Raw genomic sequence first — 23,093 nt, 5'->3', positions numbered from 1 at the left:
GGCATGACCGTGCCGACCGGACGCCGTGAACGCAAGAAGGCCGCGACCCGCCAGAAGATCGCCGACACCGCCCTGCGGCTCTTCCTGGAACGCGGATACGACGCGGTGGGCATCCGCGATGTGGCCGCCGAGGCCGACGTGGCCGTCACCACGCTCTTCTCCCACTTCGCCTCCAAGGAGGCCCTGGTCTTCGAGCAGGACGACAACTTCGAACAACGCCTCACCCAGGCGGTCACCAACCGGGCACCGCACGAACCACTCATCCCCGCACTGCGCCACGAGATCCAGGCCATGGTCCGGCACTGCACGGCGGACGGCACCGCCCCGATCTACCGGATGATCGACGAGTCACGTGCCCTGCGGGAGTACGAGGAGTCGATGCGGCTGCGCCATGCGGAGTCGCTGGCCACGGCCCTCGTCGCCGATCCCGACCTGTCACAGAGCGCAACGGCCTGCCGGACGATCGCGAGGTTCGTGATCGTCGCCTTCTCGCTGGCCCGCGAGGCGCCCGACCCGCAGGCTGCCGTGGACGAGATCTTCCAGATGATCGAGGCGGCCTGGGAAGTCGCCTGACGAACTGTCAGCAGTCCCAGAGACGCGGTTGGTTGCGGCCGAGGGCGCCTGAAAAGCGTCGTCCACCGCGACGGCACACGAAGCCCGCGTCGCCGAGGCGGACCACGGCCAAGCAGGCGACGGCAAACCCCTCGAACTCGCTGTTGGCAGCGGAAGTGCCGCCGTGGACGCGTTGTCGGCCGGGGCTGCGCACCGACGACGTGGTACAGGTCCGGCTCCGGTGTTCCTCTTGGACGACCGCTTGCCGACAACGGATGGCCACCGCCCGATTCGGATAAGGCCGAGCGCCCACGCGCCCTACGGTTTCGAAGAAATCGGCGCACTGGAGGCGTACATGGACAACTATCGCGGTGCGCGGACGGCCGTGATCGTGGGGGCGGGCGTGGCTGGTCTGACAGCGGCCACGGCACTGGCACACGACGGATGGCAGGTGGAGATCGCCGAGGTCGGCCCGCTGGAGGCGACTTCTACAGGAGGGCTGTGCCTGACCGGTCCTTCGCTGCGCGCCCTGGACGAGCTGGGTCTTGCCGACGCATGTCTGGCCGAGGGCTACGGCATGAGCACGATCACGCACGTGGACGTGAACGGCGAGCCCGCGGGCGAGGTCCGGTTGCCGCGACTGATCGGCGCGCGGCGGCCGGCGATGGTCGGTATCGCGCGCCCCGTACTGCACCGCATCCTGTACACGGAAGCCGGGCGGTGCGGCGTGGTGGTGCGCCACGGGGTGACCGTTGCCGCGGTGGACCAGGAGGGGGAGCTGGTCCGCGTGCGGTTGTCGGACGGGACGGTTCGGCAGGTCGCGCTGCTGGTGGGCGCGGACGGGATCCGTTCGTCGGCGCGGGACCTGCTGGGGCTTGAGACGTCGCTCGACTTTCACGGGCAGATGGTCTGGCGGGCTCTGGTGCCCCGCCCGCTGTGGGCCACCGGGATCCATCAGTTCGCCGGGAAGGCCGACACGGCCGGCCTCGTGCCCCTTTCGGCCAGGCAGGCGTACGTGTTCCTGACGGAGAACGGAGTGGAGCGGAGCGTCCTGCCCGATGCCGAACTCGCACCGCGCCTGCAGCAACTGCTGGAGGCATTCCCCGGCCGGGTGGAGGAGATCCGCTCCCTGGTATCCGTGTCGGAACCGGTGGTGCGCCGTCCGGTGCTGACGGCGCACCTGGAGGGCGCCTGGAACCGGGGCAACGGCGTGGTGATCGGTGACGCCGCGCATGCGCCCGCACCGCAGATGGCCAGTGGCGCTGCCCTGGCCGTCGAGGACGGGCTCGTCTTGGCCCGGGAACTCGGGCGGCACGAGTCCGTCGACGCGGGGCTCCAGGCGTTCGTCGGCCGGCGCACGCAGCGGTGCCGAACGCTCGTGGAGACCTCGGTGGCGATCGCCGGCCTGGAGCAGGCGCAGCGCCACCACGAGGCGTATCGGCTGGTCGATTCCTGCCACCGGCTCATGGCCGAGCCCGCGTAACCATCCGGCGCGAAGGGCGTCCCGGGGGCCTGCCGTTCGCGCGACGGACAAGGAGAGCCATGTTCCCCGGCCGGCCACGTGGGCGAGGGGCCCGTGCTGCCCACCGTCCTGGACTGGCTGACCGAACGGCCGAACCGACCCGTGCGACTCAAGGAGTGCACCATGAGGAACCGCAGTCTGATCACCCACCTGCGGCACATCGATATCGCCATGCCGAACTTCGCCGAGCAGCGCCGGTTCTACACCGAGCTATGGGGGCTGACGGAGACCGCCGGTGACACCGGCGTCTCGTTCCTGGCGGCCAAAGGCTCCCCGGAACAGTACGTGGTACGGCTGCGCGAGGACGCCCACAAGCGCACCGACCTCATCGCCTTCGGTGCCGCCGGCGCCGACGACGTCGACACCCTGACCACGCAACTGACCTCGCAGGGCGTGCAGTTGGTTCACGAACCGAAAACGCTGGACACGCCCGGAGGCGGCTACGCGGTGCGCTTCTTCGACAACGAGGGCCGCGTGGTCGAGGTCTCCGCCGAGGTCTCCGCCCGCCGGCACCGCAAGGTCGAAGCCCGCGAGCCGGTCCCCGTGCGCCTCTCCCATGTACTGATGAACTCTCCCACACCAAAAGCCACGGTGGCCTGGTACATCACGCACCTGGGGTTCCGCCTCTCGGACACCATGACTCTGGGCGACCGCGGCGAGATCATGTGGTTTCTGCGGTGCAACACCTTTCACCACAGCTTCGGCATCGTGCGCGGGCCGCACGCGGCCTTCCACCACGCCTCCTTCGAGATGCGCGGAATCGACGAGTTCATGCGCGGCACGGGCCGGATGCAGCGCCTGGGCATCGAGCGGCTGTGGGGACCGGGGCGTCACCGCGCCGGTGACAACTCCTTCAGCTACTTCCTCGACCGGGCCGGCAACACCGTCGAATACACCACCGAGCTGGAGATCCTGGACGAGGACACCTGGCACCCTCACCTCTTCGACCTGCGCGATCCCACCAACGCGGACCAGTGGGGCACGGCCAACGAGATGGACGAGTTCATCGCCGCCAAGTCCCACAACGATGTCGACCCGGGGCTGTTCACGGCCCCACCGATGTGAGCGCAGAGCCCCGTGAAACCCCTGCGCACCCATCTCGTCGGCAGCCCGCAGCAGCAGGCCGCGGCGTACAGCTCGATGACGACCTCCGCGGTCATCCCGAGGGCTGTGCGCCCGCGACGGCGCCCGCCGACCGCCATGGCTGACAATGGACCCCAGGGAGGTAACCCCACCATCATGCCGACGCCGCTGCGCAACCACCTCATCACCAGGTCCCAGAACCCCGTTGACCTGCTCAACGCCGCCACCTGTCTGTTCGGCGGTTCGATCGCCGCATCGCCCCTGGACGAGCTGCGTGGCGGCCGTCACGAACTGCGCGGCGTGGCTGCACATGACTTCGCGGTCGGCTACTTCGTCTCGCCACTCGATGTGCGCGTCGCCCCGGCCGGGGGCGGTAACCACGGCTCCTACTTCGTCAACATCGGTGTCTCCGGCGCCATCTCGGCATTGCGTGGTGGATTGCGGGTGACCCTCGACCAGGCGACGGGGGGAGTCGCCAACCCCGGAGACACCCAGGAACTGCGGCCCCTGCCCGGCCGCAGGACGCGGTTCCTGGGCCTGCGGATCGACGCTGCCTTGGTTCATCAGGAATTCGCGGCACTGACTGGGCATCTGCCGGTGTCCGCTGTGCGCTTCGATTTCGCTCTCGATGTGGCCAACTCCAAGGGACAGGCGGTGCGGTTGCTGCTCTGTTCCCTCCTGGAGCTGTTGGACTCGCAGGACCCTCTGTTCCAGCGCGTAGAGTTGCAGCGCAGCCAGTTGCGCTGTCTGGTCACCGCCCTGCTGCTGGCTCAGCCGCACTCGCACACCGGCGAGTTGCGCGACGGTCCGCAACTGGGTCTTCCGCGCTCGTTGCGGGCAGCTCTCGCGTTCATCGAGGCGAATATCGCCGAGCGCATCAGCCTTGGCGACATCGCCGATGCTGCAGGTTGCAGCCCGCGGACCCTCAGTTCGGCATTCCGCAGTCGGCTCGGCCTTTCGCCCATGTCGTACGTCCGTAACCTGCGGTTGGACCGGATCCGTGAGGACATCCTCGCCTCCACTGACCCCGTCGGCACGATCGCTTACCGATGGGGCGTCTGGCACCTTGGCCGCTTCGCTGGCGAGTACCGCGCCCGCTTCGCGGAACTACCCTCCGACACCGCAGCCCGCAGATAACCGGAGAATTTCCCGGCACTGAGCCCGAACGAGTGGGAAGCTGCGCCGCTGGTCGGCAAACTCATCCTCACCGCGCTCAAGTCGGAGCCCGAACCCGAACCCGCACCCGTGGAGCGCCTTTGCCAGTCGCTGGCTGCGCTCGCGTATCGCAGGGTTCTGGAGCAGGGGGAATCTACAGCGCAGCTGCGCACCATGCTTGTGGGCTTCGCGTCGCAGACCCCCGATAACCAGCAGGCTGCCCGCCATATTGCAGTATTGCCCACGGAACAGCCGCGGCCGGTGCTGCGGGTGTGTCTTAGCCTCGATTCACCGATCAATGGCCGGTCCAGAGCCCGGACATGAGAACGCGGATGCTCTCTGACCTGGGATGATGGTTCTTCCTACAGTCCCAAGTCCACAGATCGAGAGAACATCCGCGAGATGCAATCTTCCCATGCCGCTTCGGCGGTCTGTGCCGTGTTCGACGATCGGAATCTGGTCGCGGACGCTGGTCTGGTCCCGGTGATGCGTCTTGCCGAGCGGGGACGGCTTTCACAGCTGGTCCGCGCCACGGTACGGATCGACGGCGCGGACAACAGCGGTGGGGCGAACCCGGTTGCGAAGGTGACCTCGCTGGTGGCGGCGATGTGCGCGGGAGCGGACAGCATCGAGGACGCGGACCGGCTGCGGCACGGCGCCATACCGGCGGCGTTCTCGGGGATCCGTGCTCCTTCGACACTGGGCACGTTCCTGCGCTCCTTCACCCACGGCCATGCTCTGCAACTCCACGCGGTGCACCGGAAGTTCCTGCGGAACCTGGCCTTGCACACCCCGCTGCTGCCCGGCGCCGACCAAGTCGCCTTCATCGACGTCGACTCCACCCATAAGCGCGTATTCGGCCCCGCCAAGCAGGGCGCCCAGGTCGGCCGGTTCAAAGGGATACGTACCCTGCACCCGTTGCTGGCCACGATCTGCACCCCGACAGCGCGGCCGGTGATCGCCGCGGTCCGACTGCGGCAGGGCAAGGCGGCCGACTCCCGCGGCGCCGAGCGGCTGGTCACCGAGGCCCTGGCCACCGCTGGCGAGGCCGGCTGCACCGGCATCCGCATCCTGCGGGCCGATTCGCAGTTCTACAACGCCGATGTGGTCGCTGCCTGCCGCCGGGCCGGCGCCCACTTCTCCCTGGCCTGCGGCATGAACCCGTCCATCAAACGGGCCGTCGCCACCATCCCCGACGATGCCTGGCAGCCGATCCGCTATCCCAGGGCCGTCGTCGATCCCGACACCGGCGAGCTGATCTCGGACGCGGAAGTCGCCGAGATCGGCGCCTACACCGCCTTCACCGGCCGGAAGAAAGCCGAGCACGTCACCGCCCGACTGATCGTGCGGCGCGTGCGTGACCTGGCCAAACCTGCCACCGTCGGCGAGCAGGGCGAGCTGTTCCCCACCTGGCGCTACCACCCGTTCTTCACCGACAGCCCCTTCGAAACCCTCCAGGCCGAACAGCAGCACCGCCACCACGCGGTCATCGAGCAGGTCATCGCCGACGGCAAGGCCGGCCCCTCGCGCACCTGCCCTCCGGACACTTCAACGCCAACGCCGCCTGGCTGACCCTGTGGGCCCTCACCCACAACCTGCTACGAAGCGCCGGAGCACTGGCCTCCGTCTTCCACAGCAAGGCCACCACCGCCACCCTCCGCGCACACCTGATTCACGTTCCCGCCCGCCTGGCACGGTCAGCCCGACGCCTGACGCTGCACCTGCCCGAACAGTGGCGCTGGCGCGACGCGTTCACCGAACTTTTCACTGCCGCCCATGCGCCCCCAACAGCGTGACCGACCCTGTTCATCCGCCCGCGAAGGCCCGACCGAAACCCATGTGGAAAAGCTGGGCAGACCAGCGGGTACCGCATGCCCTCCGACCAGCCACCTCCCCGAGAACACAGAAATGATCACGTCAGAACCGGGCCGGTGAATCGAGGCTTAGAGGTCCTAACAAAGGCGTTGGACGTGTCTGTAGGTGATGAGACATGTAGCGAGTCCGAGGAAGGCTTCATGGATGTCGTCCCGGCGCTCCCATCGGATGCGCAGGCGACGGAAGCCGTGCAGCCAGGCGATGGTTCGTTCGACGACATATCGGAAGACGCCCAGGCCGGAGCCGTGTGGCTCGCCTCGCCGCGCGATCACGGGACGGATGCCGCGCTGCCACAGCAGACGCCGGTACTTGTCGTGGTCGTAGCCACGGTCGGCGAGCAGTGCGTCGGGCCGGTGACGGGGCCGGCCGACAACCCCGGCGACAGGGGGGATCTTGTCGAGCAGAGGCAGGAGCTGGGTGACGTCGTTGCGGTTGCCGCCGGTCAGCGACACCGCGAGCGGGATGCCTTGGGCGTCGGTGACGACGTGGTGCTTGCTGCCCGGCCGTGCGCGATCGACCGGACTGGGACCGCTTTGGGCCCCTACGGGCCGCCCGCACATGGGAAGAGTCGATCACCGCCCGGGACCAGTCCAGCTTCTTCGCCGACCGCAGCTTCTTCAACAGCAGCACATGCAGCTGGTCCCACACCCCGGCGGCATTCCAGGCGGCCAGCCGCCGCCAGCAGGTCATACCCGAACCAAAGCCCAGCTCCTGCGGCAGGTACTCCCACTGGATGCCGGTGTGCAGCACGAACAGGATCCCGCACAACGCCTGCCGGTCCGGCACCCTCGGCCGCCCCTCAACCAGCTTCGGCCCCGGCTTGGGCAGCAACGGCTCGACCAACGCCCACAGTTCATCCGACACGATCCACGGCCGCGACTGACGTTTCCCCACGACCAGACCAACGAGCAAATAGGCCAGCAGTCACATGATCAACCACTTCTGTTAGGACCTCTTAGCCCTTCGGGTTCTTCGCTCGTGTGGGTCCTATTACGTCGAGTGCCTCGCTGGTGGGTGCCGGTGGTAGTGCGCTTTGGGTTGGGGGAGGGCTGTCGTGGGCTATGACTTTTTTTGGCGTGGCCAGATGGTGTAGGACCAGGACCAGAGGGTGTCGATGATCCAGATGGTGAGCCAGACGCGGCTGATCCAGAGCATGGGTCCGCGGTGTTCGTCGGGTACGGCACCGTTGGTGATTTTCCATACCAGCCAGTTGGCTTTGAGGGCCCACAGGACGACGTTGGCCACGAGGAACGCGGCGGTGTGGATCAACCAGTCGCGTCGTTCTTTGCGGGCGTGTTCTTGTGGTGTGAGGGTCGGCTTCTGTGACGCCGTTTCTGGTTCTTGCTTCCCCAGGTCCACCATGGGCTTGCGCTCCTGTTCCTCTTCTTTTTCTTTGCGATTGTTTTCGATGGTGAGGGCGTCGGTGGGTGGGTGTGCCGAGCTGCTGGTGTCCGGCAGGATTCCGGGTGCGCCGGGGGGTTGGGCTCCGGCGGGTTTTGGCTGTTTGGGCAGTGTCAGGGTGCGGATTGCGTAGGGCACTGTGATGGCTCCGAGTGTGGCGGCGCCGGCTGCTAGGGAGCAGGCGGCGAACCATCCCAGTTCTTGGTAGGCCACGCCCATCAGGCCGGGCCCGGCGACGACGCCGCAGAGTCGTGCGCTTTCGTAGAGTCCCATTCCGCGGCCGATGCGTTCGCGGTCGACGGCGGCGACGGTGGCTTGTTCCACGGGGAGTTGTGCGGCGAAGCAGGCGGCGGCCACGGCCCATAGAGCAGCGATCGTCACGGGGTTGGCCGTCAGGCCCAGTCCGAGGGCGAACAGTGCGCTGGCGGCGAAGGAGATGACCATGGTCGGGGTGCGGCCCAGTCGGTCTGTGACGCGATGAGCGTGTTGCGGCAGGAGGATGAAGACCACGAAACCGGGTGCGAAGACCATGGCGATTTCGCTGGGGGAGAGTCCTAGGTCGCCTTGTAGGCGGAGTAGGAGGAGCATCCATAGGCCGGCTTCTCCCGTGGACGTCACTGCCGAGACCACCATCAGGGGCAGCAACCGCATCCGTGCCGCGCCGGGCCGGCGCACACCACCGCCCCCGCCCTCGACCCCGTCGTTGGTGGTGCTGGCTGTGGCTCCGGTTGTGGTGTGTGGGTTGCCGGAGTTTGTCAGGAGCGCGAGCGCGGCTCCTGTGCAAGCTGCGCAGCCCAGCCAGAACAGGATGGGGTAGCCGCCGCGCTCCAGCAGGGAGAACGCCACCAGGTAGCCGACGAAGGCGCCTTGTCCTTCTGCTGAGAGGAGTTTGCCGTAGGCGCTGGTGTGGTTCTCGGTCCGTTGCCCGGTCCAGGAGCGTAGGCCGACCCAGAACAGCGCGCCGCCGGCTCCGCCTACGGCGGAGGCGGCGAAGGCCAGAGGCAGGGTGTGAGCCATGGCGTATCCCGCGAACGACACGGCGTACAGCAGTGCACCTGCCGCGGCTACCCGTCGCTGGTCGAAGCGGTCGGACAGTTCCCCCGCCAAGGGGCGTACGAGCAGGGACAGTACTGCTTCGACGGCGATCAGTGCGCCGACCGCCGATGCGCCTGCTTTGAGTGTGGAGCCGGCCCATAGCGGAAGCAGGAAGTCGAGTACTTCTGCGGGGGCGCTGGCGAACATGGCGGCCGATAACACCCGCCGTCCTGCTGGGTCGTTGAGCGAGTCCGTGGGGCCGCTCATGCCTGGATCGCCTTCTTCCGCGGGGTCGGCCGGCCTGGGAAGGGGGCGCGGGTGTTCCGGTGCGGTGTGTTGCCTTGCCTGGCGGAAGTGTTGGCGATGGGGCTCATGTTGCTTCCCTGCTGTAGCTCTGGCGTACCGTGCGTTGCGTGAATGTCGGGCTGGGGCAGGTGGACAGACAGGCCGTGGCTCAAGGTGCCGGGTTTGTCTCATGGCCGTCCGCCCGAGGCTGTAGACGCATTCCGTGCGTCACCAGTTGAGGGGCTTGTCGTAATGTCCGGCACTGTTCGGTGTCGGTCTGGTAGCCGGTGGCGAGGGGACGGGCCAGAGGGGTTGTGCGGCGGGAATCGAGTGCGGTGGGAGTCGGTGAACGCCGCGCGGCCGCTCGGTGGTGTGGCCGGTTTTCGTCATCGTAGAGCTGACCTTGCGAGGGGCATGAGAGGGCCGGTCAGTGCGGATGGTGGTCCGTGGGTGGGCTGGCTTGTGCGAGTGGTGGTTCGTGCGGGTCGGCCGCCGTCGGCGAAGCCCTGCGCGCGGCACGCCTGCCCGCGGTCCCGCACGACGCCCTGGTCGTGCTGGTCGGCCAGGCCCCCCTGCCGGCCGACGAGCCCGCCACCCCGCTCGACGCCGAGGAGCGCGAGTTCCTCGGCCCCGGCCCCCTCGGCGTACTGCGACCCGGCAAATCCGTCCACCTCACACACGCCTGCGCCTCGGCGCTGTTCGCGATCGCCTTCGCCCGGGAGGCACTGCGCGAGGGCGCCGCACCTGTGGCCGTCGTCGCGGGCGCCACCGCCTTGAACCACTACGAGTACGCCAGCATGGACGTGGTACGCGCCGTCGACCGCGCCGCCGCCCGCCCCTTCGACAAGGAGCGCGCGGGCATCTCGCTCGGCGAGGGCGGCGGCGCCGTGATACTGGAGTCCGCACAGCGCGCCCGCGCCCGAGGGCTCGCGGCAGACCTCGTCGTCGCCGGATGCGGCACCCGCGTCGCGGCGGCCAAGTCCGTCGCCTCGGACGAGACATCGGTCGCCGACTGCCTCCGCGAGGCCATGTCGGACGCCGGGGCGGACCACCTCGATCACGTGCACGCCCACGCCACCGGAACCCCCCAGGGAGACACCGCGGAACTGCGCGCCATCGAGGCGGTCGCGGCACAGGCGTCTTTGCGCGACGTGCCCGTCAGCTCCCACAAGGGCGCCATCGGACACCTGCTGCACATCTCCGGTGCCGTCGGCCTGGCGGCGGCGTCCCAGAGCCTGCGCACCGGCATCATCCCGCCCACCGCGGGCCTGGTCACCCCCGAAGCCACCCACCGGGTACGGCTGCCCCTGGTATCGGAACACGCCTCGCCCCTCACGGTGGTGGCGGTCAACAGCTTCGGCTTCGGGGGAAACAACGCCTCGGTCGTCCTGCGCACAGGCGCCAGCTCGCGCCCATAAAGCCAAGGCAGCCACGACAGGAGCCAGACGACGGCGACCAGGGCCTGGCAGGGGGGCCTACCCGGCCCGCATTGCGCAAGGGCCAAGCCCCCTCCACGAGATCCAGGCCACTGGCGACGTCCCGCCCCCGCCGGCAGCCGGTCAGCGCTCCCAGTACTTCGCCACCGCCTGTGCGTAGGCCACGCGATGGTCGAGCCCCTCGCCGCCGACACGGAACCGGCCACGGGCCGACTCGGTCAGAGCCGCCCGGCCCAGGGGCATGCCCGGCCGCTTCCAGGCGGTCCGCAGCGGGGCGGTGGCCGCGCCTGCGGGGGAGTCGGACAGCGCCAGGGCAACCAGGTACAGCAGGGTCAACGGCAACAGCACCAGACACAGGAGCAGCGAGGGTACTGTCCCCTCCCGCCCGCGCAGCACGGTGCCGTCGGGCAGGAGGATCTCGTATGCGGGACGCCACCGCTTCTTCCGCGGTGGCAGCCGCAGTTCGGCCAGCCGCTCGTGGTCCGGTGTGAGCACGGCGAGGCGACCGCCGTCCGTGCGGACGATCACCGCCAGCGGCGAGGCGCCGGCACGGTCGGCGGCGAGGGTGAAGCGCGGCTTGTATCCCTGGGGGAGGGGGCGGCCGTCCGGGGCGCCGCGAAGCACGTGGACGGCGGCTGAACCCCGGGGACGCAGTTCATAGCGCTTGGCGTCGGGGTGACGGGTGAAGACCAGTGTCATGGCGTCCTGCCTCGTTGCGTCGTTACCAGGTGCCATCGCCGATGGCAGAGTTCAACAGGCGAGAAGGTCATCCGCTGCATCCATGCTCCGGCCTACCCGAACACCGCACGCACATCGCCGGCCGCCGGCGTCTTCGGCGGCTCGTCCGCCTGCTCGGCGGGGCGGACGACCAAGGACTCCCCGATCTGCCGCAGGATGCCTGTGTACCGGGGCAGGTCGGCAAAACACGGTGTCGTCAGAGCGAGCACGATCAGCCAGCCTCGGACCGGAGCCGGGACGTACAACTCGACCTGGGCGAACTCCAGTGCCGGCAGGACGGCCTCGCCCTCCGTCTCGGTGGCGTGCAGAGAAAGCACTGCCGGGCCGCAGGGCAGATCCACCCGGGCGACGTTGCGGTGCTCCTCGAAGGAGAGTGTCTCCTGGAACGAGGCGGCGACGACTTCCGGGGCCTCCGGCTCCACGGCCTGCGCCCGTACGAGCAGATGAGCGGTGCTCGCGGCGCCGTCCTCCGTCTCGTAGAGGGCGACCGCTGCGTGCAGGACGTCGTCGGCGGTCAGGGCCGTGGTGAGGTCGGAGTAGACGATCGCGGTGGTCTCCCGCTGGAACTCCGTACCCCCCGGCCAGATTCTCTCCGCCAGCTCCCACAGGGCAGCGTCGAGGACGTCCGGGGGAAGGTGCAGCGGCAGATCGTGGAAACCTTCCGGAGTGTCCACGGTGATCGACACGCTTTGCGGGGACAGGGACATCACAGCCTCCCCGCAGCCGGCGCACCGGTATCGGTGAGCTGAGTGTGCGTATCGATGGCGATGCCTGGCAACTGCTGGGCCACCTGCGGGCCTTTGGACCACCAGGACAGCGGGTCGATGGAGCCGTCGGCCCGCATGGCACCGCGCAGCGACGTCTTGACCGCATCGGGCGTCAGGCCGCTGTCGAGGACCTTGGTCAGGCCCTTGCTGATCCCCGCCTCCTTGATGCTCGCGCCCGCAACGTCCTGGACGTGACTGTTCCAGGCCAGCTTCATGCGGTTGCCGAACCCCGTGGTGGAAAACGCCTTGCTGCCGCCCACGTATTCCTTCCCCATCCCGAAAAGGGACTTCCCCTCCAGGGCCTGACCGGTGAAACCGGCCTCACGCAGGGCACGGATCTTGTTCACCTTGTCGATCGAGGCGACGGTGCGGCCCTCCACCTGCACCAGCTTCATGGGCACTTTGGCCCCCTTCATCGCGACCGCGCCGAACTTCCCGAACGGGATCACCCCGATCCCGTCGCCCACCAGGTCCATGACCCCCACATCGGCTCCGCCGAGTTTCGCTGCCCCGTGCGTGGCGAGGGCACCGAGGGAAGCCCCTGCGCTGGCCAGGGCCAGGGCGCCGGAGAGAGGCGGGCACCACATGGTCAGGAGCGAGGCGACCCCCAGGATGCTGGAGGCGATCGAGAGCCAGTCGCCGATCTCCTTCAACAGGTCGGCGTGCTTGGCACACCACTCCTGAATGCTGTGTCCCATGCGGGTGAAGAAGTCGCCCAGGCTCTCCCAGAACCCTGGGTCCGGCGCGTTCTCCGTGGCGCGTCGGATGCGATCGGCGATGCCACGGGCCTCGTCCTGATGATGACCGAGGAGCTCCTCGGCCTTCTTGACGATGCCCTCCAGCTCCTCGGTGGCCGAATCCAGGCGGCTGCGCGCGGTGTCGAGGGCCGTGTCTGCCTTGTCCAGGCGGTCGCTGGCCGCGTCGATCCTCTTCTGCGCGGCGTCCAAGGCAGCCTGGTCGGTGTAGTAGGTGCCGGCAAGGCGCAGGTCCGGGTTGGCGGCAGCCTCGTTGTAAGCCTGCACCGCGCGCTCGTTCTCGGTCTTCCGCGTGGCCACCGTCTGCTTGGCCGAGGCGGCTTCCGACTCGTACTGGCGCCCCTTGCTCTGGTACGAGGAGAGCGCGGAATGCCACGAGCGCAGCTGCGTGACGGCATCACGCATGGCATCGCGACTGTCGCTCACGTACTTCGGCAGGTCGCCGACGTTCTCCGCAAACGCGCTCGCCGCCTCGCCCTGCCACTGACCATCGCCCTTGCCGATGCGGGACAGAACGGCATGGGCAGAGTCCAGAGAGCGCTTGGCGGCATCGAGCTTGCCGGTGACGGCATCGACGGAGCCCAGGTCGCCGGGCGCCGGATTGAAGCCGAGAGCAGGGAAGTCCCGCGTGGTCGTGAAATCACCCATCGGAGGTCAAGGAGAAGGACGGTTTGGCGGAGTGCGCGCTGCTCGGTGCCTACTTGGCGCCTACTTGGTGTTCTTCGCGAAGGCGTCGCGCAGCGTGTGTTCCAGCGACTCGTAGTTCTGCTTGACCTGCTTGAGCTTCTCTTCGATGGCCTGGGTGCCGTCCGCGATCTTCTTGATGGCGTTGTCCCAGCTGTCGTGGAACTCGTCGCAGGCGTTGTCCAGCGCCTCCGCTCCCATCGACTTCGGGCCGGTGTCCTTCAGCGCACCCAGTGCCTTGCGCATGTTGTCCTGGCTGTCGTGCAGATCCTTCAGCAGACGTCCGAGACCGTCTGCCTCGACCTTGAAATAGCCGCCCATGTGCCCCCCTGGTGATGTCTGCGCTTCGGCACGACCACCCTCGTACATTACCCTTCCTTGCCCGGTGCTTTACCATCGCCTGGGTGTTGACGGGACGAATCGCGGGCCACGTCCCACCCCACCCCCAACCTCACCAGCACACACGCGTGAGCCGCGGAACATGCGCCCCTGCCCCGAACCCTGCGGATCGGGAAGCCACACCGCACCCCACAGGTACCTCCAGCGCGCACGAGCCCGTCTGATCGGGCGCCAGACACAGAGGTCCAACAGACCGCGGACGACAGGCGCCTGACACCGGCACCCACCCGCACCGAACGCGCCGCACCGAGAGCGCCCAGGAACGGCTCGACGACGTCGCCCTGCCGACCCGGCCCGGTGCGCCCTGAAGATCCACGGCCTTCTACGCTGCCTCACACCGACCGCGGAGATCGAGACGTGTGCGACGGAGCACACGTTCCGGTTCCTTCGCACCCCACCAGACGACGGGAAGTGCAGGATGAACGACGTCCACGAAATCGCCGGGGTCCCCATGAGGTGGGTAGGACCACTGAGAATTTCGGGAAATGTCGCAACCACCGAGACCGAAGTCCCGCTCGCCACCTACGAGTCACCGCTGTGGCCCTCCGTGGGCCGCGGCGCCAAAATCTCCCGACAGACCGAGCGCGGCATCGTCGCCACCCTCGTCGACGAACGGATGACCCGCTCGGTGCTCCTCGAAGCCGAAGACGCGCCGACCGCATACGCGGCCACGCGCTGGCTCGACATGCACTTCGAGGACCTGGCCAAGGTCGTGCGCACCTGCAGCAGGTTCGCCGAACTGGTCGGCATCCGGCACGAGATCACGGCCAACTTGTTGTTCATCCGGTTCGAGTTCAGCACCGGCGACGCGTCCGGCCACAACATGGCGACGCTCGCGGCCGACGCGCTCTTGAGTCACCTCCTGCACAACATTGCCGGAGTCTCCTACGGATCGATTTCCGGTAACTACTGCACCGACAAGAAAGCGACCGCCATCAACGGAATCCTGGGCCGTGGAAAGAACGTAGTAACCGAACTGCTCGTGCCGCGCGCTGTGGTTACCGACATGCTGCACACAACGGCCGCCAAGATAGCCGAGCTGAACGTGCGCAAGAATCTGATCGGAACACTGCTCGCCGGCGGAATCCGCTCGGCGAACTCCCACTATGCGAACATGCTGCTCGCTTTCTACCTGGCGACCGGCCAGGACGCCGCCAATATCGTCGAAGGCTCACAGGGCGTGACCGTGGCCGAAGACCGAGAGGGCGACCTGTACTTCTCGTGCACATTGCCGAACCTGATCGTGGGCACCGTCGGCAACGGCAAGGGCCTGGATTTCGTCGAGGCCAACCTGACGCGGCTCGGCTGCCGGGCCGAGCGCGAACCGGGAGAGAACGCACGCCGACTCGCCGTCATCGCGGCCGCCACGGTGCTGTGCGGCGAACTCTCGACCCTGGCGGCGCTGACGAACCCGGGCGAGCTCATGCGCGCACACCTCCACCTGGAACGCGAGAACAACGTCAGCCACAGCGGAGCGGCGTGAGATCCGGTTGCGACGCCACCGGGATGTTCGGCTTCGCCTGTCATCCGCACACGGTCAACTCCGCGCCGCCCAAGGAGCCTTCGTCCAAGGAGCCTTCGGACCGGGCGCTTTCGCCCAAGGCGCTTATGACCAAGGTGCCTTCGACTCATCGAGCACGGTGACATCGCTCCGCATCCTGCGGTGACGTGAGACCGGATCCGCCGGTGACGCTTTCGTCGAACCTCCTTCGCGCCTGCCGCACGCGTATCGGAGTCGACGTCCCCTCCGCCGGCGACGCCCTCTCCCGGGCGGTCACGCGGGTGTGGTCGAGGCGAAGGTCCGGTCCGCCACGACCACACCCAGCGCCCTGCGCGCACTGCCCCCGATCGCGCTCGAAAGCCGCCATGGCCATACGCGTGCCCGCGCCACAGCGCCCCACGAAGCACATCATCAAGCACTTGATTACTCATATTCTTGAGTATCCTGAGCGGCGTCCCCCACGGACAAGCGGAAGCAGGCGCAACAAGAGGGAGGCGAGGCAATGGCCTTGCGTCACGCAGTCCTGGCGGCGTTGCTCGACGAAGAACTGAGCGGATACCAGCTGGCCAAGTCGTTCGACCTGGGTGTGGCGAACTTCTGGTACGCCCAACCACAGCAGCTGTACACCGAGTTGACCAGACTGGAGAAGGACGCCCTGATCACCGGTCGCGAGGTGGTCCAGGACACGCGCCCCAACAAACGCCTGTTCCGGGTCACCGACGCCGGCCTGGCGGAACTGGAGCGCTTCACGGCCACCGCCACCAAACCCTCCTTCATCCGCGACGACCTGGCCGTCAAGGTGCAGGCAGCCGACCATGTCGACACCGACACGCTGATCGCGCAGCTGACCGAGCGTGCCGCCTTCGCCCGGGCCAAGACCGACCTGTTCAGCCGACTGCTGCACACCATGCGCGGCGAGCGCACCGAAGCGGAGTTCCTGCGCCACGGCGCACGCATCGGCCCTTACTTGACCTGTCTGCGCGGCCTGGCTTTCGAACAGGGCAACCACGACTGGTGCGAACACACCATCGCGATCCTGCGGGACAGGCAGGCGACCCATGCCAGGCACTGACCCGCCGTACGCCCGCTACGTCGCCCTGGGCGACAGCCAGACCGAGGGCCTGGGCGACGGCGACGACACGGTCGGCCTGCGCGGCTGGGCCGACCGACTCGCCGAAGCGCTCGCACAGCACAACTGCGCCCTGCAGTACGCCAACCTGGCCGTACGCGGCCGACTCGCCGGACAGGTACGCGCCGAGCAGCTCGCCCCGGCCCTTGCCCTGCGCCCCGACCTGGCCACGGAGGTCGCCGGGGTCAACGACCTGCTGCGGCCACGGTTCGATGCCGACGAGGTCGCCGAACACCTGGAGGCGATGTTCGCCGCACTCACCGCCCAGGGCGCCCGCGTGGCCACCCTCACCTTCCCCGACGTCGCACGCATCACCCCGCTCGCCCGACCGCTCAGCTCCCGCGTCACGGCCCTCAACGAACGCATCCGCCAGGCGGCCCGTCGCCACGGGGTCACCGTCGCCGAGACCAGCCACCACCCCGTGGTCACCGACCCCCGCCTGTGGAGCCCGGACCGGCTCCACGCCAGTCCTGAAGGCCACCGGCGGATCGCCGCGGCCGTCGCCCATGCCCTGGCCCTGCCCAACAGCGACGACACCTGGACCCACCCCCTGCCACCTGCGAAGACGGCTGCTGCCGTCGGGTGGCGCGCGGCCGCGCAGGAACTGCGCTGGGCCACCTCCTTCCTCGGCCCCTGGCTGGGCAGACGCCTGCGCGGCCGATCCACCGGCGAGGGCCACACCGCCAAACGCCCGCACCTCCTTCCCGTCCAGACACCCACCAGCCCCCGCCACGGCGAAGAGCCCAGCTGAGCAGACTGCCTGGACCAGCCCGGCCGGCCGTCTGGAGGCGACAGGCGGCCTCGGCCTGGGCCGGGTCTATTCCGGGGGTTCACTCAGGCGTACGGCGAGGGCGGCGATGTCGTCGTCGAGGCGTCCTTTGCAGTAGTGGAGGAGGTCGCGGTGGAGAGCTGTGAGCAGCTCACGGGGCGGTGTCGGGGGCTGCCGGCGCATCCAGGCCGCCAGCGGGAAGAATTCGCCGTCGCGGGCGCGGGCTTCGGTGACTCCGTCGGTGTAGAGGAGCAGCAGGTCGCCGGGGGAGAAGTCGAAGGTGTCGATGGTGTAGTGATCGCCGATGAGTCCTGCGAGGTTGAGTAGGGGTGAGGGGGTGGTGGGTTCGAGGGTGCGTAGTTTCCCGTGGTTGAGGAGCAAGGGTGGGGGGTGTCCGCAGTTGAGGATCTCGATCCGTCCGCCCTCGTGTGGCATTTCGGCGAGGAGGGCGGTGGCGAAGCGCTCCATCGGCCCCTCGGGAGGGAAGGCGGCGTTGTAGCGGGTGCTGCTGGCGTCCAGCCGGCGCGCCACGTTGACCATGTCGGCCTCGCCGTAGGCTGCCTCTCGGAAGGAGTTGACGATCGCGGCGGCTGCTCCGACTGCGGGTAGGCCCTTGCCTCGTACGTCGCCGATGAGCAGCCTGACGCCGTATGGGGTGTCGATCACTTCGTAGAAGTCTCCGCCGATGCGGGCTTCTGCCGCGGCTGCCAGGTATAGGGAGTCGATTTCGACGCTTCCGAAGCGGCGTGGCATCGGGCTGAGTACTACCTGTTGTGCTGCGTCGGCGACCAGTCGTAGCTGGAAGAGGGTTCGCTCGCGTTGGAGTCGGATGTGGCTTCCGTATGCGGCGGCGACGGTGACGGCGATGATGCCTGCGGCTGTCCACCATGTTCCCAGGCCGGGGAAGACGATGCTCAGGCCGATCATCAAGAAGAGGCAGACGGTCCCCAGGAGGACGGTGGGGAGTACTGGCCACATGGCGGCGGCGAGGGCCGGTGCGGCGGGTAGGAGGCGGCTGAAGGCCATTTCGGGGGGAGTGGTGTATGCCAGGCTGGCGATGACGACGGTCAGGACGACCGGCGAGAGTCGCACAAGCCTCCACCGGCCGCCTCGAAGGAGCCGCCGCCGTCCAGACTCGATCACACGCCACAGAATATCTACACAAAGAGAACAAATCGCTCTGGTGGGTCGGAGTCGGCCACCTGTTATCGGCCGGCCTGGGTGAGATGCGGCACCACGATCCCGGCCTCGGCAGCGACTTCACCGGCCAGCGCGCCCGAACAGAGTCGGCCCGAGTGCACAGCGCACCGGCGCGGCGCGGGCGGGGCCGAGGGCGTTGAGCACCAGTTGGCGGACGTCCACCGTAGGAGTTGCCGAACGGCAGGGGTCCGCTCCTGGGCATGGACTGCCGCCCACGCCTACCCCGCCTCTCCTCCGATTGGCCGTTAGGGCCGCCTGCCACGAAGGACTTCGCCCAGTTGCCGACTGCCGCACCAAAGCGCTGACGGCTCATCGGCGCGGCGGTGCGGCGGTGCGGCGGTTCCGAACGGCCACCGACTGAGCCGCCGCGCCGGGGGCGGATCGCCACCTGTTGTCCCTGGCCGGGTGCCGGCCGTCGCGCGGGCCCGCGCGGCTCACCCAGGCCAAGGCGAACGCGGCGGGACCAGGTGCCGCCGCGCTCCCTTGGATCGGCCAGTTAGCTGGGTGTTAGTGGAGCGTCAGCCTGGTGATAGTGGCCCTGGCCAGAGTGGGTGTCGTACGCAGGAGAGACCGACACCGACTTCCCCGGGGGGAGTCCGAAATGAGCTCCAGCACCACTGCCACTGCCACTGCCCGCATCGTTCGTCGCCGTACCTTGCGTGTTGCGGGCGCGGCCTTGACCGTGGCTGCCGCGTTTTCCTTGACGGCCTGTTCCGGTTCGGACGGCGCCGCGTCCAAGCCGGGGGGCAGTCGGGCGGGGGTGTGGCTGCCGAGGCCAGTGGTGCGGGTTCTTCGGCCGGAGCGCAGGGTGCCGATGCTCCGGCGGGGAACGCGAAGTCGGGCTCTGGCGAGGGCACCTCCTCCCACGCCCGTTCCGGCGGCACTTCCTCCCACGCCGGTTCCGGTGGTACTGCCTCGTCCCGTGCTGGTTCCGGAGGCGGTTCGGGGAAGGGCAAGTTCTGCCGTACGAGCGACCTGGTGATGGAGGCCGTGGACAGCTCGCCCGACCAGAAGGTGGGCGAGGTGACCGTTCAGATGACGAACAAGGGTGGCGGGACCTGCTCGGCGACGGGCTTCGCGGGCGTCGACCTGAAGGACGCCGATGGCACCTCCGCTCCTGTCCACCGTGGTGGTGAGCAGCCGCGCATCACGGATCTGAAGCCTGGTGACACTGCCACTTTCAGCATCTCCTACGCGGTCGACTTCAGTGGTGACAGTCTTGCGTCGCCGACCAACATCATCGTGACGCCGCCGAACGAGACCCACAGCGTGTCCTTGAAGTGGCCCGCGGAGGCGCTGAAGCTGGCCGGCCCCTACGACGAGAAGATCAAGGTCCACCCGGTCGGCATCGCCAACTGACCACCGCGAAGACGCCTGACTGAGGGTTCGGTCCGCTGGTTCCCGTCCGCGGCTGGTCCGAGGCTGGCCTGCGGTCCGCCGCGGCCCAGCTGCGCAGTGGGGCTTCGTCCGTCCCGGTCTCTGCTTGAGCATGCGGAAGGCATGCTCGATGTCGAAGTCGTCGACCGTGGACGGCATCCCCTTGACCGGTCCGGATCTCACGGTACGAGGTTCAGTAGGAGGGCGATCGTGCCGAACGCCCCCAAGAGAAAGTTCGTGCCGGCGTGCATCCCGATCGACACCCGCAGATCCTTCTTCCGCCAGACGGACCAGGGCCCCGGGAGAAAGAAGATCACCCTGGACAGGAACCCCCACGGCGTCCACAGGTGGTAAAGCGAGAACAGCACCGTGCTGACCACCGGTGCCCACCGGCCCGTCCGGGACAGACGGGCCATCAGAAAGCCACGGAAGTAGAGCTCCTCGATGACCGGGAAGGCCAGCCCGGTCATCGGAATGCACGCCGCCAGCGCGACAACCATGACTGAGTGCGGGTATCCGGCGAGGACGTCGGTGGGTCCACCGCCCGCACCCTCGAACGGAACCCACCGAAACAGCAACCGGTAGAAGAAGTTGTCCATGGGCATGAGCACGGTCGACACCACCAGGAACCAAAGGATCAGGGGGATGACGAGGGCGACGAGATTCCGGCGCGGCAGTGGCTTGTCCAGGTAGTGCACCACGCCACGCAGCGAGAACCTGCCGTTGCGCCGGCGGCCCAGCCACAGCAGTAGGCCGAGCTCGAACGGCACGAGAGCCAGGAGCATGGCGACCGCCCAGCCCAGGAACGGCGGATAGCCGATGGACGTGACCAGCGGTTCGGCGATGAGCAGGTAGACGGCGACGATCAGGGCTCCGGGGGCAAGGTGCAGCGCGATGGACAGCGGCAGACGGTGGCGGTCGGCCAGCAACCGCTCGACGATTCGACTCGGTCGAGCACCTGCTGTAGTGGACATGGGCTTCCGTGTGGGTTCCATGCAGGGGACGATCGTCCGGTCCGCGGACATGGCGCTGACATGGCACTGACATGGCACTGGCGCGGCGCTGGAATGGTGCGAATGCGGCGCCGATGTGGCACGGGCCGGCGGGTCGCGTCAGGGTCTGCTCCGCCGTCAGGTCGGTCCGGGCCCGGTCCCAGGGGTGGCCCGCAGGTACCGGCACCGCCCGCAGTGGCACCCTCACGGCCGGTCGAACCCATGGCGCTCCGCGCGCCTGCGCCGACGCAAGCAACGGTGAGCGCGGCGGGGCGCGGCGCCCCCCCGGCATCCGATGTGCGACCTCTCCGTCCACCGCGCTGGCATCGTCATTGCGCGTGTACGGCGGTGTGCGGTGCGCCGAGCGCCGTTCGCTTTCCGTAGCGGAAAGCGGCGTCTTGCCATGTTGGAAACACACGGCTAGTGTTTCCAACATGGAAACCGACGAGGTCATCCGCCCCACCCCACAGCAGGCCCGCGCCACCCTGGCCGAACTCGAACGCGTCCAGGCATCCACCGCCGCCCTGTCCGCCACCCCCTGGCCACGCTGGTTCGCCACCGTTCTGACGCTCTACATCGCCGCCATCCCGCCGGTCTACGGAGGCATGACGACAAGCCCCCAGTGGCTGCTGCCGAAACCCGCCTGGAGCATCATCATGGTGCTCGCCACCGCGGGGTACCTGGCACTGTTCGCCTTCGCCACCGCCACCTGGCGCAAGAAGACCGGTGTCGCGCTGCGCCTGGACGTCCTGCCCAAACGCGCCACGCTGCCGCTCGCGATCGGGTTGCCCGCCCTGCTGATCGGAGCAGTGGCCGCCTTCCGCGGCACCGGACAGCCCGCATGGCTGTTCGCCGCCTCCGGCATCGGCGCCGCGGTCTCCATCGCCTTCCACCGCGCCTTTGTCCGCCTGCACCGGAAAACCGCATGAAGGCCGACGCGCGTAGCGGCACCGGCGAGCCCATGGACGGCTTCGACACCACCATCCACGCCCCGAACCGACTGCGCATCTGCGCTCTGCTCGACACCGCAGGCGAAGCCGAGTTCGCAGTGGTGCAAGAGCAACTCGATGTGTCCGCATCGGTGTTGAGCAAGCACGTCACCGTGCTGATGGAGGCCGGCTACGTCGAGCAGCGCAAGGCCGTGCGCAACACCCGTCAACGCGTGTGGCTGCGCCTGACCCCCGAGGGGCGACAGGCATACCAGGCGCACCTCGCCGCCTTGCGCGCCATCGTCGGGCCCTGACGGGAACCGCAGTGTGAGCAAGCCGGACGAAGCACGACGACGCCTGGGACGAGCACCATGATGCCGAGACCACCTCGATGATCAACGCGCCCGCGAGCCCCGGTCGCCGGCCCGCGAACCGGTAGGCATTGACACCCCGAGAGGGTGGCCGAGTGCGAACCGACAACACCTGCACACGAGTTTGGGCAGCACTCGAAGCTCTGCAGAAAACGAACAGTCCGTGACTTCGGGCAGCGCGGGCCCCTGCCGAGTGAGCTGGCAGGGGCCCGCGGTGTAGAGAACCGAGGAGAGCCGAGGAGAGAGCCGGGGCCTGTCCTCGGCGAGCGGCGTCCTGGCCGGCAGCAGCTACCGTCTGCTGCCGGCCTGACGGCCCGGCTCTACTTCAGATGCCGGCCGAAGAACCGGTCCCCGTCTTCCACCTCGAACCACGGGGTACCGGTGTGCCCGCCCAGATTGGCGTGCAGCGTCTTCTCCTTGGTGCCGAAGGCGTCGAACAGGTCCAGGGCCCGCTGTCGGGGGTTCCCTTCGTCGTCCCACTGCAGCAGGAACAGCAGCGGAATGGTGACCTGCCGGGCCTCCTCGCGCTGGGCGTGGGGCACGTAACCCCCGGCGAAGAAACCGGCGGCCGCGATGCGCGGCTCGAGCACCGCCAGCCGAATGCCGAGGGCGGTCCACCCCGAGTACCCGACCGGGCCGTCGATCCCGGGCAGCGCAAGGAGGGCCTCCAGGGCGGCCTGCCATTCCGGGACCGCCTTTGCGACCAGCGAGCCGACCAGCGACTCGAAGATCTCGTCGACCGGCTCGCCGGCCTGCATGGCCCGGCGGAGGTCGGCGCGAGCCTGCTCGTCGGCGGCGTAACGGGGCCGGTCACCGCACCCGGCGGCGTCGATGGTGGCCACCGTGTAGCCGTACGCCGCGGTGTGCCGGGCCCGGGCCACCAGCCGGGATTGCTTCCTGGGCAGGCCGTTGTTGTGGGCCATCAGGATCAGCGGGGCCGGTGCGGCGGATTCAGGCGTCCACAGGGTGCCGGGGATCTCGCCGAGGGTGAATTCGCGCTCGAGGACGCCGTCGTCGAGGCGCTGTTCAGAAGTGAAGTCAATGGCCATGGTCATGCCTTTCGGGAGTGCTGTTGAACGGCGCTCCCGGACGACCTATCGCCCGACCGTGACCCCGGAGGAGAGCACCCACGTCAATA

At 68.4% G+C, this 23,093-nt stretch carries 20 protein-coding genes and 1 pseudogene; 12 read left to right on the top strand and 9 right to left on the bottom strand.

The genetic code is table 11. The features are described from left to right. Positions 1 to 3 precede the first annotated feature (3 nt). The 5 genes and pseudogenes from MOV08_RS00795 to MOV08_RS00775 all read left to right on the top strand — a co-directional run bounded on the left by MOV08_RS00795 (position 4) and on the right by MOV08_RS00775 (position 6,108). A complete protein-coding gene (locus MOV08_RS00795; RefSeq protein ID WP_275305754.1) occupies positions 4 to 573 on the top strand; it encodes a TetR/AcrR family transcriptional regulator in 570 nt (189 codons plus the stop codon). Between the two features lie 163 nt (positions 574 to 736). Continuing rightward, the gene (locus MOV08_RS00790; RefSeq protein ID WP_275305753.1) at positions 737 to 2,035 is read left to right on the top strand and encodes an FAD-dependent monooxygenase; all 1,299 of its coding nucleotides are present in this window, start codon (positions 737 to 739) and stop codon (positions 2,033 to 2,035) included. 162 nt (positions 2,036 to 2,197) lie between these two features. Beyond that, a complete protein-coding gene (locus MOV08_RS00785; protein ID WP_275305752.1) occupies positions 2,198 to 3,139 on the top strand; it encodes a VOC family protein in 942 nt (313 codons plus the stop codon). Positions 3,140 to 3,313: 174 nt separating this feature from the next. Beyond that, complete coding sequence (locus MOV08_RS00780; protein ID WP_275305751.1) at positions 3,314 to 4,294, top strand: helix-turn-helix transcriptional regulator; 981 nt, start codon at positions 3,314 to 3,316, stop codon at positions 4,292 to 4,294. 420 nt (positions 4,295 to 4,714) lie between these two features. Then, positions 4,715 to 6,108, top strand: a pseudogene (locus tag MOV08_RS00775) (IS1380 family transposase). A gap of 156 nt (positions 6,109 to 6,264) precedes the next feature. Here the strand turns inward: MOV08_RS00775 and MOV08_RS00770 are convergent. Then, positions 6,265 to 7,081, bottom strand: a protein-coding gene (locus MOV08_RS00770; RefSeq protein WP_420834112.1) for an IS5 family transposase whose coding sequence is annotated in 2 segments (ribosomal slippage) — positions 6,265 to 6,721 and positions 6,720 to 7,081 — 819 coding nt in all. Because the reading frame shifts where the segments join, the coding sequence is not laid out codon by codon here. A gap of 165 nt (positions 7,082 to 7,246) precedes the next feature. After that, a complete protein-coding gene (locus MOV08_RS00765) occupies positions 7,247 to 8,890 on the bottom strand; it encodes an MFS transporter (RefSeq protein WP_275305750.1) in 1,644 nt (547 codons plus the stop codon). Between the two features lie 464 nt (positions 8,891 to 9,354). Here MOV08_RS00765 and MOV08_RS00760 point away from each other — a divergent pair, with 464 nt between their 5' ends. Next, positions 9,355 to 10,326: a beta-ketoacyl synthase N-terminal-like domain-containing protein gene (locus tag MOV08_RS00760; RefSeq protein WP_275305749.1), complete on the top strand. Its 972-nt coding sequence runs from the start codon at positions 9,355 to 9,357 to the stop codon at positions 10,324 to 10,326. Positions 10,327 to 10,467: 141 nt separating this feature from the next. On the opposite strand, the gene MOV08_RS00755 is transcribed toward MOV08_RS00760, so the two are convergent. The 4 genes from MOV08_RS00755 to MOV08_RS00740 all read right to left on the bottom strand — a co-directional run bounded on the left by MOV08_RS00755 (position 10,468) and on the right by MOV08_RS00740 (position 13,609). Then, complete coding sequence (locus tag MOV08_RS00755; protein ID WP_275305748.1) at positions 10,468 to 11,043, bottom strand: hypothetical protein; 576 nt, start codon at positions 11,041 to 11,043, stop codon at positions 10,468 to 10,470. 92 nt (positions 11,044 to 11,135) lie between these two features. Further along, positions 11,136 to 11,789: a hypothetical protein gene (locus MOV08_RS00750; RefSeq protein ID WP_275305747.1), complete on the bottom strand. Its 654-nt coding sequence runs from the start codon at positions 11,787 to 11,789 to the stop codon at positions 11,136 to 11,138. Continuing rightward, positions 11,789 to 13,252: a putative T7SS-secreted protein gene (locus MOV08_RS00745; protein ID WP_275305746.1), complete on the bottom strand. Its 1,464-nt coding sequence runs from the start codon at positions 13,250 to 13,252 to the stop codon at positions 11,789 to 11,791. Before MOV08_RS00745 ends, MOV08_RS00750 begins: the two co-directional genes overlap by 1 nt. A 60-nt stretch (positions 13,253 to 13,312) precedes the next feature. Beyond that, positions 13,313 to 13,609: a hypothetical protein gene (locus MOV08_RS00740; RefSeq protein WP_275305745.1), complete on the bottom strand. Its 297-nt coding sequence runs from the start codon at positions 13,607 to 13,609 to the stop codon at positions 13,313 to 13,315. Positions 13,610 to 14,105: 496 nt separating this feature from the next. Here MOV08_RS00740 and MOV08_RS00735 point away from each other — a divergent pair, with 496 nt between their 5' ends. The 3 genes from MOV08_RS00735 to MOV08_RS00725 all read left to right on the top strand — a co-directional run bounded on the left by MOV08_RS00735 (position 14,106) and on the right by MOV08_RS00725 (position 17,068). Further along, positions 14,106 to 15,170 carry a hydroxymethylglutaryl-CoA reductase gene (locus MOV08_RS00735; protein WP_275305744.1) on the top strand — a complete coding sequence of 355 codons (1,065 nt, stop codon included), beginning with the start codon at positions 14,106 to 14,108 and terminating at the stop codon, positions 15,168 to 15,170. A 520-nt stretch (positions 15,171 to 15,690) separates the two neighbouring features. After that, positions 15,691 to 16,260, top strand: coding sequence for a PadR family transcriptional regulator (locus tag MOV08_RS00730; RefSeq protein ID WP_275305743.1), 570 nt, complete (start codon positions 15,691 to 15,693; stop codon positions 16,258 to 16,260). Continuing rightward, positions 16,247 to 17,068: an SGNH/GDSL hydrolase family protein gene (locus MOV08_RS00725; RefSeq protein WP_275305742.1), complete on the top strand. Its 822-nt coding sequence runs from the start codon at positions 16,247 to 16,249 to the stop codon at positions 17,066 to 17,068. Before MOV08_RS00730 ends, MOV08_RS00725 begins: the two co-directional genes overlap by 14 nt. 66 nt (positions 17,069 to 17,134) lie before the next feature. Here the strand turns inward: MOV08_RS00725 and MOV08_RS00720 are convergent, their stop codons facing one another. Continuing rightward, a complete protein-coding gene (locus tag MOV08_RS00720; RefSeq protein WP_275305741.1) occupies positions 17,135 to 18,178 on the bottom strand; it encodes a PP2C family protein-serine/threonine phosphatase in 1,044 nt (347 codons plus the stop codon). A gap of 1,089 nt (positions 18,179 to 19,267) precedes the next feature. On the opposite strand from MOV08_RS00720, the gene MOV08_RS00715 reads away from it, so the two are divergent. Beyond that, complete coding sequence (locus MOV08_RS00715; RefSeq protein ID WP_275311670.1) at positions 19,268 to 19,645, top strand: DUF4232 domain-containing protein; 378 nt, start codon at positions 19,268 to 19,270, stop codon at positions 19,643 to 19,645. A 197-nt stretch (positions 19,646 to 19,842) separates the two neighbouring features. Here MOV08_RS00715 and MOV08_RS00710 read toward each other — a convergent pair whose 3' ends face one another. Continuing rightward, positions 19,843 to 20,637: a CPBP family intramembrane glutamic endopeptidase gene (locus tag MOV08_RS00710; protein WP_275305740.1), complete on the bottom strand. Its 795-nt coding sequence runs from the start codon at positions 20,635 to 20,637 to the stop codon at positions 19,843 to 19,845. 452 nt (positions 20,638 to 21,089) lie between these two features. Between MOV08_RS00710 and MOV08_RS00705 the strand changes: the two genes are divergently transcribed. Together MOV08_RS00705 and MOV08_RS00700 are read left to right on the top strand one after the other, a co-directional pair. Further along, a complete protein-coding gene (locus MOV08_RS00705; RefSeq protein WP_275305739.1) occupies positions 21,090 to 21,584 on the top strand; it encodes a hypothetical protein in 495 nt (164 codons plus the stop codon). Next, complete coding sequence (locus MOV08_RS00700) at positions 21,581 to 21,898, top strand: transcriptional regulator (RefSeq protein WP_275305738.1); 318 nt, start codon at positions 21,581 to 21,583, stop codon at positions 21,896 to 21,898. The genes MOV08_RS00705 and MOV08_RS00700 overlap by 4 nt, the downstream gene beginning before the upstream one ends. Before the next feature lie 377 nt (positions 21,899 to 22,275). On the opposite strand, the gene MOV08_RS00695 is transcribed toward MOV08_RS00700, so the two are convergent. Beyond that, positions 22,276 to 22,998, bottom strand: a complete 723-nt coding sequence (locus tag MOV08_RS00695) for a dienelactone hydrolase family protein (protein WP_275311669.1) — start codon at positions 22,996 to 22,998, stop codon at positions 22,276 to 22,278. Positions 22,999 to 23,093 lie beyond the last annotated feature (95 nt).

Source organism: Streptomyces yunnanensis (genome assembly GCF_029011865.1).
In the GTDB taxonomy this organism is placed as follows: Bacteria; Actinomycetota; Actinomycetes; order Streptomycetales; family Streptomycetaceae; genus Streptomyces; species Streptomyces yunnanensis.
Note: the sequence above shows the minus strand (reverse complement) of the source record. Positions and strands in the feature narration are given on the sequence as shown.

Bases quoted from the DNA above. Each gene is read 5' to 3' on its own strand.
- MOV08_RS00715 (WP_275311670.1), top strand. From the start codon at position 19,268: ATGGAGGCCGTGGACAGCTCGCCCGACCAGAAGGTGGGCGAGGTGACC.
- MOV08_RS00755 (WP_275305748.1), bottom strand. From the start codon at position 11,043: ATGACACTGGTCTTCACCCGTCACCCCGACGCCAAGCGCTATGAACTG.
- MOV08_RS00705 (WP_275305739.1), top strand. From the start codon at position 21,090: ATGGAAACCGACGAGGTCATCCGCCCCACCCCACAGCAGGCCCGCGCC.
- MOV08_RS00795 (WP_275305754.1), top strand. From the start codon at position 4: ATGACCGTGCCGACCGGACGCCGTGAACGCAAGAAGGCCGCGACCCGC.
- MOV08_RS00785 (WP_275305752.1), top strand. From the start codon at position 2,198: ATGAGGAACCGCAGTCTGATCACCCACCTGCGGCACATCGATATCGCC.
- MOV08_RS00765 (WP_275305750.1), bottom strand. From the start codon at position 8,890: ATGAGCGGCCCCACGGACTCGCTCAACGACCCAGCAGGACGGCGGGTG.
- MOV08_RS00750 (WP_275305747.1), bottom strand. From the start codon at position 11,789: ATGTCCCTGTCCCCGCAAAGCGTGTCGATCACCGTGGACACTCCGGAA.
- MOV08_RS00780 (WP_275305751.1), top strand. From the start codon at position 3,314: ATGCCGACGCCGCTGCGCAACCACCTCATCACCAGGTCCCAGAACCCC.
- MOV08_RS00735 (WP_275305744.1), top strand. From the start codon at position 14,106: ATGAACGACGTCCACGAAATCGCCGGGGTCCCCATGAGGTGGGTAGGA.
- MOV08_RS00730 (WP_275305743.1), top strand. From the start codon at position 15,691: ATGGCCTTGCGTCACGCAGTCCTGGCGGCGTTGCTCGACGAAGAACTG.
- MOV08_RS00700 (WP_275305738.1), top strand. From the start codon at position 21,581: ATGAAGGCCGACGCGCGTAGCGGCACCGGCGAGCCCATGGACGGCTTC.
- MOV08_RS00725 (WP_275305742.1), top strand. From the start codon at position 16,247: ATGCCAGGCACTGACCCGCCGTACGCCCGCTACGTCGCCCTGGGCGAC.
- MOV08_RS00710 (WP_275305740.1), bottom strand. From the start codon at position 20,637: ATGTCCACTACAGCAGGTGCTCGACCGAGTCGAATCGTCGAGCGGTTG.
- MOV08_RS00745 (WP_275305746.1), bottom strand. From the start codon at position 13,252: ATGGGTGATTTCACGACCACGCGGGACTTCCCTGCTCTCGGCTTCAAT.
- MOV08_RS00740 (WP_275305745.1), bottom strand. From the start codon at position 13,609: ATGGGCGGCTATTTCAAGGTCGAGGCAGACGGTCTCGGACGTCTGCTG.